At 70.5% G+C, this 10,954-nt stretch carries 9 protein-coding genes; 7 read left to right on the top strand and 2 right to left on the bottom strand.

The features are described from left to right. Window positions 1-65: 65 nt before the first annotated feature. Window positions 66-1,439, top strand: coding sequence for a cation:proton antiporter (locus tag ACMTAK_RS10535; protein WP_413805966.1), 1,374 nt, complete (start codon window positions 66-68; stop codon window positions 1,437-1,439). Here ACMTAK_RS10535 and ACMTAK_RS10530 read toward each other — a convergent pair. After that, complete coding sequence (locus ACMTAK_RS10530) at window positions 1,426-2,175, bottom strand: polysaccharide deacetylase family protein (RefSeq protein WP_413805965.1); 750 nt, start codon at window positions 2,173-2,175, stop codon at window positions 1,426-1,428. The two genes, ACMTAK_RS10535 and ACMTAK_RS10530, sit on opposite strands and share 14 nt — an antisense overlap. 45 nt (window positions 2,176-2,220) lie before the next feature. Next, window positions 2,221-3,615: an endo-1,4-beta-xylanase gene (locus tag ACMTAK_RS10525; RefSeq protein WP_413805964.1), complete on the bottom strand. Its 1,395-nt coding sequence runs from the start codon at window positions 3,613-3,615 to the stop codon at window positions 2,221-2,223. A 365-nt stretch (window positions 3,616-3,980) separates the two neighbouring features. On the opposite strand from ACMTAK_RS10525, the gene ACMTAK_RS10520 reads away from it, so the two are divergent. The 6 genes from ACMTAK_RS10520 to ACMTAK_RS10495 all read left to right on the top strand — a co-directional run bounded on the left by ACMTAK_RS10520 (window position 3,981) and on the right by ACMTAK_RS10495 (window position 10,868). Further along, window positions 3,981-4,883, top strand: a complete 903-nt coding sequence (locus tag ACMTAK_RS10520) for an MBL fold metallo-hydrolase (RefSeq protein WP_413805963.1) — start codon at window positions 3,981-3,983, stop codon at window positions 4,881-4,883. Between the two features lie 40 nt (window positions 4,884-4,923). Next, complete coding sequence (locus ACMTAK_RS10515) at window positions 4,924-6,420, top strand: carboxylesterase/lipase family protein (RefSeq protein ID WP_413805962.1); 1,497 nt, start codon at window positions 4,924-4,926, stop codon at window positions 6,418-6,420. A gap of 258 nt (window positions 6,421-6,678) precedes the next feature. After that, a complete protein-coding gene (locus tag ACMTAK_RS10510) occupies window positions 6,679-7,968 on the top strand; it encodes an ABC transporter substrate-binding protein (protein ID WP_413805961.1) in 1,290 nt (429 codons plus the stop codon). A 52-nt stretch (window positions 7,969-8,020) separates the two neighbouring features. Then, a complete protein-coding gene (locus ACMTAK_RS10505) occupies window positions 8,021-8,959 on the top strand; it encodes a carbohydrate ABC transporter permease (protein WP_413805960.1) in 939 nt (312 codons plus the stop codon). A gap of 17 nt (window positions 8,960-8,976) precedes the next feature. Next, window positions 8,977-9,804 carry a carbohydrate ABC transporter permease gene (locus ACMTAK_RS10500; protein WP_086880469.1) on the top strand — a complete coding sequence of 276 codons (828 nt, stop codon included), beginning with the start codon at window positions 8,977-8,979 and terminating at the stop codon, window positions 9,802-9,804. Then, window positions 9,801-10,868: a LacI family DNA-binding transcriptional regulator gene (locus ACMTAK_RS10495; protein WP_413805959.1), complete on the top strand. Its 1,068-nt coding sequence runs from the start codon at window positions 9,801-9,803 to the stop codon at window positions 10,866-10,868. Before ACMTAK_RS10500 ends, ACMTAK_RS10495 begins: the two co-directional genes overlap by 4 nt. The last annotated feature ends 86 nt before the right edge of the window (window positions 10,869-10,954 follow it).

The following is a 10,954-nucleotide window of genomic DNA, read 5'->3' as shown; positions in this document are numbered from 1 at the left end:
CATTTCGGTATGGGAGTTTGGCTCCCCGAGACTGGGCGCAACCGGTGACGGGGAGGGCCATGGCGATGAGTGGCAGTGTGCTGGAAGAGACCATCCGTGATGTGCTGATCGGCCTTGCCGTGGTCGTGCCCGCGGCCATCGTCTGCGGGCGGATCGCCCAGCGGCTGCGGCAGCCGGCGGTGCTGGGGGAAATCGCCGCGGGCCTGATGCTGGGGCCCAGTCTGCTGGGGCTGCTCCCCGGGAATCCGACCGCGGTCCTCTTCCCGGACCAGGCCCGCCCCTTCCTCCAGCTGCTGGCCCAACTCGGCCTCGTGCTCTTCATGTTCGGAGTGGGATACCACCTCGATGTGGCGCAACTGCGCGGCCGGGGCCGTCAGGTGGTGTCGGTCTCGCTCAGCTCCGTCGCCCTGCCGTTCGCCCTGGGCACGGGCCTGGCCGTCGCCTTCGCGTCCTGGGGCCTCACCGAGCGGGGGCGGATGGGGCTGCTCGGCCCGGCGCTGTTCCTGGGCGCGGCCATGTCCATCACGGCCTTCCCGGTGCTCGCCCGCATTCTGACCGACCACGGTCTGGCCCGGGAGGGCATCGGTACCATGGCGCTCGCCTGCGCCGCCCTCCAGGACCTGCTGGCGTGGGGCATCCTCGCCGTCGTGGTCGTCGTGGTGAACGCCGACGGCTCCTGGCCGCTCGCCCGGATGGCGCTGCTGTCCGCCCTCTTCGTCCTCGGCATGCTGTATGTGGTCAAGCCCGCACTGCACCGGCTGCTGGCGGTCGAGCGGGCCTGGAACCGGGACGGCACAGTGGTCCAAGGCGTGGTGTTCAGCGGCCTGCTGCTGTCGGCCTGGGCCACCGACGCGATGGGGCTGCACACCGTGTTCGGCGCCTTCGTCTTCGGCGCCGTCGTACCGCGTCGCCTGCTCGAGGCCCACGCCCCGGAGGCGCCCGCGCGCATCGAGCAGTCGAGCCTGCTGCTGCTCCCGGTCTTCTTCACCGTCACCGGGCTGTCCGTCAACTTCCAGGGACTCGGCGGCCAGGGCCTGGCCATGCTGCTCGCCGTGCTCGTCGCGGCCTGCGCGGGCAAGTTCATCGGCGCCGCGGCCGCCGCCCGGCTCACCGGGGCCACTCCACGGCAGTCCATCACCCTGGGCGTGCTGATGAACGCGCGCGGGCTCACCGAACTCGTCCTGCTCAACGTGGGCCTGGGCCTCGGTGTCATCGACGGCCGCGTCTTCACCGTGATGGTGGCCATGGCCGTGGTCACCACGATGATGACCGGCCCGCTGCTCCAGCGCCTGTTGCCGGCGCCCCCGTCGCGCACCGCCTGCCGCGGTGGCGAACACGGGGGCGCCGGTGGCGCGGCGGAGGCAGAGGCAGGTCCACGGCCGCTGCCGCGCGACGCGACCGGAAGCGGTCAGCCGGATACGGCGCTCAGGGAGCCGTGACGACCGCGCCGCCACCCGCCCCGGCGGTGATCCTGCCGGGGCACAGCCCACGTGCCGCGAGTCCGCTGAGGATCTGCGGCACGGCGGCGACCGTGGTCTGGTATCCGCCGTCGTGCATGAGGATGATGCTGCCCGCCCGCATGGTGGCGGCGGCCTGGACGATCTGCTGAGTGCCGGCCCCGTTCCAGTCCTGGGAGTCCACGCTCCACAGCACCTCGGTCAGCCCGAGACGGGCCTCATCGGCCCTGACCTGCGCGTTGGTCTCCCCGTAGGGCGGCCGGAACAGGGTGGGTGTCTGTCCGGTGATGCGCCGGATGGTGTTCTGGGCGCCCGCGATCTCGTTGTACGCCGCCGGTTCGCCGATCTGGGTGAGATGGGAGTGCGAGGTGGTGTGATTGGCGATCCACATACCCGCCGCCTGCTCGGCCCTGAGCAGGTCCGGATACTGGTCGGCGTGCTGCCCCCAGATGAAGAAGGTGGCCTTCGCGCCACCCGCCCGCAGGGCGTTGAGCAGCGCCTGGGTCGACCCCGGATTCGGCCCGTCGTCATACGTCAGACCCACGTACCCATTGGGGCAGTTGGCCCAGGCGCTCTCGGTGTGCGTGGCCGCGGGCGACGGGGCGGCGGAGAACCCCGCAAGGGCGGCCGTGGCCGCGGCGACGAGTGCGAACCGCCGCGCCTTCCGGGTGCTTCTCGTGCCTACGCGTCTTGCCACGGCCTTTCCGCGTCCGGTCATGGTCCCTCCTGAAGTGCGGGTGTGGTGTGGTCCCCTGCCGGTCGGCTACGACGCGGTGCACGAGCCGATGGTGGGGGCCGACCAGTCCCCGTTGGCCATGACCGTGAAGCCGAAGCTGGTGGCCGACCCGGCGCCCAGGTTGCCGTTGCCGTTGGGCCTCATCGTCATGACCTTGCCGCCGCTGTCCCAGCTGGGAGTGCCGTTCCAGGTCGTGGAGACGCTCTGCGCCGAACGCACGGTCACCGTCACCGTCCAGCCGCTGATGGCGGAGGATCCGGCCGTCACCGTCACCTTGCCGTTGAAACGGTCGCCCCACCGCTGCGTCTCGGAGTACGACGCGGTGCACGACTTGCCGTCGCCGCCACCGCCACCGCCTCCGCCGCTGGTGCCGCCCAGCGCGGTGAGCACCGCGGTGTAAGCGGGCTTCTTGGCGTAGTTGTCGTCGAACAGCAGCGGGGTGCCACTGGCGCGCCATGAGTACTTGTCGGTGACTCCCCATACGGTGATGCCGGTGCAGCGGGACACGGCCAGACACGCCTGGGTGACACGGCGGTAGCTGTCGGCCTGGGCCGAGCCGGAGCCCTCGATGTCCAGCTCGGTGATCTGCACATCGACGCCGAGGTCGGCGAAGCGCTGGAGGTTCTGCTGGTAGTCACCGGGGACCGGGGACTGGCCGTTGAAGTGCGACTGGAAGCCGACGCAGTCGATCGGCACACCGCGCGCCTTGAAGTCCTTCACCATGTTGTAGACGGCGTTGCTCTTCGCGTTCTGGCCGTCGGTGTTGTAGTCGTTGTAGCAGAGCTTGGCGCCGGGGTCGGCCGCACGCGCGGTGCGGAACGCCTCCTCGATGAAGCCGTCGCCGAGCTTGTCCTGGAACGGTGAACTGCGCCGCGCACCGCTGTTGCCGTCCTGGAACGCCTCGTTGACCACGTCCCAGGCGTAGATCTTGCCCTGGTAGTGCTGCATCACCTTGGTGATGTGGTTGTTCATCGCCGAGCGCAGCTCGGTGGCGCTCAAACCGCCCACCCAGCTGGGGAGTTGGGAGTGCCAGACCAGGGTGTGGCCCCGGATCTTCATGCCCTTGCCCTGGGCGTGGCCGACGATCTGGTCGGCGCTGCCGAAGTTGAACGAGTTGCGGGAGCTTTCGACGGCGTCCCACTTCATCTCGTTCTCGGGTGTGACGGCGTTGAACTCGGTGTCCAGCGTGGTGGCGTACGGGGATTCGGCGAGGTGGTTGGCGGCCACGGCGGCGCCGAAGTAGCGGCCCTTGGCCGCCGCCGCGCCGCCGAGGGTGCTCGCGGCGCTGGCGGGACCGGACAGGGCCAGGACACCGGCCGCGGTGAGGAGGCCGACGACGCCGAGGCTGAACGCCCTTCGGACGCGTAACCGAGGACGGCGATCTCCCCGTTCCTGACGGGCCTGACGGGAATCGATGACCATTGCTGTCCCTTCTTCGGGGGCGGGTGGCAGTGGTGTGCCGATGGGCGACGATCGATGCGGAGTATGCTGCGCGGCTGACACAACGTCAACGCTTCTTCCGGAATGATTCCGGTAGAAACTCTCGCAGACGCTGCTGGCACTTCGGGTCTGATCTGCGACTCTTCGAGGTGCGCGCGTGGTCATCGACACCGCAAAGGATCTCACCCCGCCAGCCTCCGAAAAGTTTTCGGTGTCGCGATGACGTGTTATCGGTCGTGCTGCCCGCCTCCGTCAGCGACTGCAGTCAGGTGACGGATACCGCCCATGACCCACCCCGACGAGGATTCTGCTGCGAATCGGACTTCTCATGAACGAGGCAGACATCCATGCAGCAGATAACCCTGGGTGACGTCAGCGTCACACGCGTCGAGGAATACTTCGGATCCGTCGACCTGACGCCCCGGACCTTCTTTCCGGAAAGCCCTGAGGAGGTCTGGAAGGACAATGCCTCCTGGCTGGTCCCGGACTTCTACGACCCCGGCACCGATAGCGTGCGGTCCGCGATTCAGACCTGGGTCCTGCGCAGTGAGGGCAAGACCATTCTCGTCGACACCGGGGTGGGCAACCACAAGCACCGGCCGTACGCACCGGTGTGGAGCTATCTGAACACCGACTTCCTGGGGAATCTCGCCAGGGCCGGGGTGCGGCCGGAGGACGTCGACATCGTGGTCAACACCCATCTGCACGTCGACCACGTGGGCTGGAACACCCGTCTCGACGGTCGGCAGTGGGTGCCGACCTTCCCCAACGCCACGTATCTCATCCCGGAGCGTGACTTCGAGTTCTGGAATCCGGAGAATGAGCACAAGCCGCTGCTCGGCAGGGGCAATCAGAATGTCTTCGAGGATTCCGTCGCCCCCATCCGGGAAGCGGGCAAGGCGCTGCTGTGGGACGGCGGCCTCGATATCGACGCCAATCTCCGTCTGGAGCTCGCCCCCGGACACACACCGGGATCCTCCGTGCTCGCCCTCGATTCCCGAGGCGACCGCGCGCTCTTCGTGGGGGACCTGCTGCACAGCCCGGTGCAGATCGCGGATCCCGACACCAACAGCTGCTTCTGCGAGGACCCGGCGGAATCCCGTGCCACCCGCCGCCGGATCCTCGGCCGGGCCGCCGATCAGAACCACCTGGTCTTCCCGGCCCACCTGGGCGGCCACGGCGCCGCCGAGGTGCGCCGCGAGGGCAGCACGTTCGCCGTCAAGGAATGGGCCGCCTTCGCAACGCTGTGACCGGCGGCCGGAGCGATACCGAGGAAGAGACACACCACGCATGACGAACCACACCACCGCCCCCGTCGTCGCGACCTCCCACGGCGCGGTCCGCGGCCGCCAGGAGGAGCACGCCGCCGTCTTCCGGCACATCCCGTACGCCGCCCCACCACAGGGCGCCGCCCGGTTCGCCCCGCCGAGGCCGCACCCGCCCTGGGACGGGGTCCGGGACGCCACCGCCGCGGGCCCGACGGCACCGCAGCCGAGACGCGACGCGTTCGGCCGCCTCGACATGTCCCCGTACTTCGGACAGGGCTGGGTCCCGGGCGAGGACTACCTCGCGGTGAACATCTGGACGCCCGACACCACACGCGACGACCTGCCCGTGATGGTGTTCGTGCACGGCGGCGGCTTCGTGGCCGGGTCCACCCGGTCCGAGCTCTACGACGGCACCGCCTTCGCCCGGGACGGCGTCGTCCTGGTCACCCTCAACTACCGGCTCGGGATACCCGGCTTTCTGCACCTCCCCGACGCCCCCGACAACCGGGGCCTGCTGGATGTGATCGCCGCGCTGCGCTGGGTCGGGGAGAACATCGCGGCCTTCGGGGGCGACCCGTCCCGGGTGACGCTCTTCGGCCAGTCGGCGGGCGCCACCATCGTGGGCGCGGTGGTGGCCGACCCACGGGCCGAGGGGCTCTTCCAGCGGGCGATCATCCAGAGCGGCAGCGGCCTGGGGGCGTTCAGCCGCGCCCAGGCGAGCCGGGTCACCCAGGCCCTCGCCCGCGTCCTGGGGACCACCGGGACCGCGGAGGCGCTGGCGTCGATCCCCGACGAGCGCTTCGTGGAGGCCATGCCCCAACTCGCCGGGATCGATCTCGCGGTCGACGGGCGCTTCGACCCGCTGATCGGCCTGAGCACGTTCAGCCTCGTCCTGGACCAGCAGCCGGCCGAGGCCGTGGCCACCGGACGTGGCGCGGGCATCGATCTGTTGCTCGGCACGACCGCCGAGGAGGGCAACCTCTATCTGGCCCCGTCGGGCCACCTCACATCCTCGACCGAGGAGGACGTCCACGCCACGGCGGCACGCTCCCACCCCGTCCCCGAGAAGCTGGTGGAGGTCTACCGCCGGGAGCGGCCCGGGGCGTCCCCGGGTGAGCTGCGGGCCGCGATCATGACGGACGCCCTGTTCGGCGCGGGCACCCGGCGGCTCGCGACCGCCCACGCCCAGCACCCCTCGTCGCGGACCCATGTCTACGAGTTCGCCTGGCGGTCGGAGGCGCTGGACGGCCGGCTCGGCGCCTCGCACGTCATGGAGCTGCCGTTCGTGTTCGACCGCACCGAGCCGGCGCGGCTGCACGGACCCGAGGCGATCCTCGGCCCGACCGAGCCGCCCGCCGACCTCGCCTCCCGTGTCCACTCCACCTGGATCCGGTTCGCGAGGACGGGCGACCCCGGCTGGCCGCCGTACGACAGCGTGCGCAGGACGACCATGCGCATCGCCGAGACATGGACGCAGGTGGCGGACCCCGGCGCCCAGGTACGGCTGGCCTGGGAATAGCGCCACTACGGGCGCGCCAGCACGGGCGACCCGCCCCCAACCGCATCACGGGCGACCCGCACCACGCGCGCCCCCACCCAACCGCGGCACACGCGACCCGCACCCCATCCGCTCCCCGCGGCGGATGGGGTTCGCGGGTCCGACGCGTTTTGGGCCCCGGCAAGGGCTTGACCAGAGGCGAAGTGGCTCCTACATTCCTCACACCCTCGAGGTAGATCGATTAACCACTCGTTAACCGCCTGGTTGGAGACCCCCGCAGTGCACTCACCGCTGACTCGGCGCGGCTTCCTCGCCGCCGGTTCCGGCCTCGCCGCCGCGACCGTCCTGCCCGGCCTTTCCGCCTGCTCCGCGCTCACCGGGGCGGACTCCGATCCCGATACGCTCGTCGTGCACAGCCAGCTGGGCACCACCGCCCCGGGATCGCCCACCTACCTCGCGGCCCTCGACCGGTTCCGCAAGGAGAATCCGGGACTCAAGGTCAAGAACCTCATCAACGGCGACGACCTCGCGCAGGTCTACGAGACCTCGCGGCTGGCCCGCAAGGAGCCGGACGTCGTCATGGTCAACCTCTACGACAAGACGCTGGCGTGGACGGACGTCGGCGCCACGGTCGACGTCAAGGGCTATCTGGACGACTGGGGGCTGCGGAAGCGTGTGCTCCCGCAGGCTCTCGCCGAGTGGACCGACGCCAAGGGCAGAGTGCGCGCCTTCCCCTACTTCGCCACCAACTGGCCGATCGCCTACAACCGGGCCCTGCTGGACCGGGCGGGCGTCGACGCGATACCCACCACGGGCGACGAACTGATCGCCGCGGCCCGCAAGCTGCGCGCCAAGGGGATCGCGCCCGTGACCGTCGGTGGCAACGACTGGACCGGGCAGAAGCTGCTCGCCCAGATCATCCAGACCTTCCTCACCGAGGACGAGGCCCGGCACGCCTACTCCACGGGAGACTTCGGAGCCAAGGGCGCCCGGCAGGGCATCGAGTACTTCGTGACACTGCGCGACGCGGGCGTCTTCGCCGACAAGGCCCAGGGCCTCACCTCGGACTCGATGACCACGCAGTTCAACACGCAGGCCGCGGCCATCGAGTCGGCGATGTCATCGGCGCTGGCCAAGGTGCCACCGAAGGTGGCCCGGCACACCGAGGTCGGCGGGTGGCCGCTGGCGGACGGCGCCGCGCACGACAAGCCCACCATCCTGCGCACCTACACCCTGATCGGCTTCTGGATCAGCCCGAACGGCACCAAGAAGATCGACGCCGTCGAGAAGTTCCTGCGCTTCATGTACCGGCCCGACACCGTCGACCGGTTCATCAAGGAGAGCGGCCGCGACATGGCGCTCCGCTCCCACACCGTCAGCACCGATTTCCCGCTGGTCGCGGCCGCACAGCGGCTGGGCTCGACGGTGAGCCAGGCGCTGCTGCCCGATGTGTACGTCCCGCCCGCCGCCGCCCAGCCGCTGATCACCGCGACCAGCACCTCCTTCACCCGCGGCACCAGCGCCGCGAAGGTCCGCGCCGCGCTCGAGACCGCGTACCGCTCCGCGTGAACCGCCCGCCCGTTCGCTCATATCCCGAGCCCGACTCCACGGGAGCCACCTCATGACGACGCTGACGTCGCCCCCGGGCGGGGCCGCGATCCGCCACTCCGCACCGTCCGCCACCACAGGCCGTATCGGCACACCCCGGCAGGGCGGCACGATCCTCGCCGTACCGGCGCTGGTCTGGTACGCGGTCTTCATGATCGGCCCGGTGATCGCCATCTTCGTGATCGCCGCCCTGCACTGGCCGGGCATGCTCCAGCCGGTGTCGTACGCCGGGCTCGGCAACGTCCGCACCGTCCTGGACGACCCCGTCTTCCGGGACGCGGTGCGCAACACCGCCGTCCAGCTGGCGGTGGCGCTGCCGATCATGATCGCGTGCGCCTACATGCTGGGCTACTACGTGGCGCAGAAGCCGCCCGGACACCGGGTGATCCGCTATCTGCTGTTCATCCCCGGCCTGATCTCCACCCCCGCCAAGGCCATGGTGTTCTACGCGGCGCTGTCCCCGGACGGGCTGGCCAACGGCGCGCTCCAGTCGGTGGGGCTCGGTTCGCTCACCGACGCCTGGCTCGCCTCGCCGTCCACGGCCCTGGCCTGTCTCATCGCCCTGGATGTGTGGAGCGGGATCGGCTTCACCGCCGTCCTGTTCGCCGCCCGGCTCGACAGCGTCCCCGATGACCTCGGCGAGGCGGCCCAGCTGGACGGGGCCGGACACTGGCGGACCATGTGGCGCATCCACTTCCCCGTGATCCGCGACTACGTCGGTGTCGTCACCATGCTGCAGTTCCTGTGGACCCTCTTCGGCTCGGCGCAGCACGTGCTGCTGCTCACCCAGGGCGGTCCCGGCAGCTCGTCCACGACGCTGTCGTTCCTCGTCTACCAGAAGGCGTTCATCGCGGCCGACCTGGGCTACAGCCAGACCGTCGGCGTCATCCTCTTCCTGGCCGGGCTCGTCGGGCTGCTCGCCATCCGCCGCGCGTTCCGCCAGAACTACTGACCTTAAGGCGGCTCACCATGAAACTCGGCAAACGCTGGCTGCCCGCGCACATCCTGGTGTGGACCTACGCGGTACTGCTGATCGTGCCGCTCTACTACTTCCTCGCCTCCGCGTTCAAGAGCAACGAGGAGATCTTCGCCCATCCCTTCGCGCTGCCGGAGTCGTTGGGCTTCGGCAACTTCCGCACCGCCTACGACAGCGCCGACCTGGGCACGGCAGTCGTCAACTCCGCCCTGGTGACGGTCCTCGCCCTGGCGCTGACCCTGCTGCTGGCGCTGCCCGCGGCGTTCGCGCTCGCCCGCTCGACGGGACGGCTCGCCTCGGCGATGGAGAAGGTCTTCTCGCTGGGCTTCCTGATCCCGACGTTCGCGGCGCTCTTCCCCACCTTCCTGCTCGCCGCCGCCACCGGACTGTTCCACACCCGGCTGTTCATGGTCTTCTTCCTGCCCGCGACGGCGATGCCACTGTCGGTGGTGATCCTGGTGCAGTTCATGCGGACCATCCCCAGGGAGATGGAGGAGGCCGCCCGGATGGACGGGGCGTCCACCTACACGGTGCTGCGCCACATCTACATACCGATGTGCCTGCCCGGTATCGCCACCGTGCTCCTGCTGAACTTCCTCACCTTCTGGAACGAATACCTGTACTCGCTGATCATCATCGGCCCCGACCCCGAGCAGCGCACCGTGCAGGTGGCCCTGCCCACTCTCAAGGCCATCACCGGCACCGACTACGGGGTCCTCACCGCCGGTACCGTCCTGACCCTGATCCCCGTATGGGTCGTCTACACGGTGCTCCAGAAACGCATGCAGCAGGCGCTCATCAACGGGGCGGTCAAGGCGTGAGCACGACCGCCGGTCAGGGCGTGAGCACGACCGCCGCGAAACCCGGACGGCGCCCCACCATCAAACAGGTGGCGGCCGCCGCCGGGGTGTCCACCGCGGCCGTGTCCCAGGCGTTCAACGACAAGGGCCGGCTGTCGGAGGCCACCCGGCAGCGCATCCTGGACACCGCGACGGAGCTCGGCTGGTCGCCGAGCGCGTCCGCCGCCGCCCTGCGCAGCGCCCGCACCCGCACCCTCGCCCTCGTGGTCCGGCGCCCCACCGATGTGCTCGGCGCGGACCCGCACTTCAGCGAGCTGATCACCGGTATCGAGGGCGAACTGGCGCCGCGCGGCTACGGTCTGCTGCTGCACCTGGTGGCCGGGGCCCAGGAGGAGAACGCCCTCTACAAACGGCTCGCGGCCGAGGGCCGCGTCGACGGCGCCGTCCTGACCGACGCCCGCGCCGACGACCCGCGCCCCGCCCTGCTGGCCCGCCTCGGCCTGCCCGCCGTGCTGCTCGGTCCCCCCGACCGGACCGCCGCCGTGCCCCGCGTCGGCCTCGGCCACCAGGACGCCGCCGTCGAGGAGGTCGTCCGCCATCTGCTCGGGCTCGGACACCGGAGGATCGCCTATGTGGCGGGCCCCGCCGATCTGAGGCACACCCGGCTGCGCGGCGGTGTCTTCGAGACCGCGCTCCGGCAGGCGGGCCTGCGGCCCTACGCGGTTTTGCACACCGATTTCACCGAAGTGTCCGCCGTCGCCGCCACCCAGGCCCTGCTGGACGCCGCCGACCGCGCCACCGCCATCGTCTACGCCAACGACTCGATGGCGATGTGCGGTATCGGCGCGGCCCAGCGCGCCGGGCTGCGCGTCCCCGACGATCTGTCGGTCGTCGGCTACGACAACCTGCCGCTCGGCCGCTGGCTGCACCCCCGGCTGACCACGGTGGACCAGCAGGTGCAGCGGGTCGGCGCGGCCGCCGCCCGGCTGCTCCTCGCGCGCTGCGGCGAGGACGTCGAGGAGACGGCGCTCGACGACCGGCCGCGGCTGGTCGTCCGCGAGTCCACCGGACCCGCCCCCGGCTGACGGTCCGACGGTCTCGTCCAGGCTGACGCCCGAAATCGCGGCCCGCCCCGGCCGACACCCGAACCCCGCCCCCGACCCCGACCCCG

This window comes from Streptomyces lacaronensis (assembly GCF_047337785.1).
Lineage (GTDB): Bacteria > Actinomycetota > Actinomycetes > Streptomycetales > Streptomycetaceae > Streptomyces > Streptomyces lycopersici.
Note: the sequence above shows the minus strand (reverse complement) of the source record. Positions and strands in the feature narration are given on the sequence as shown.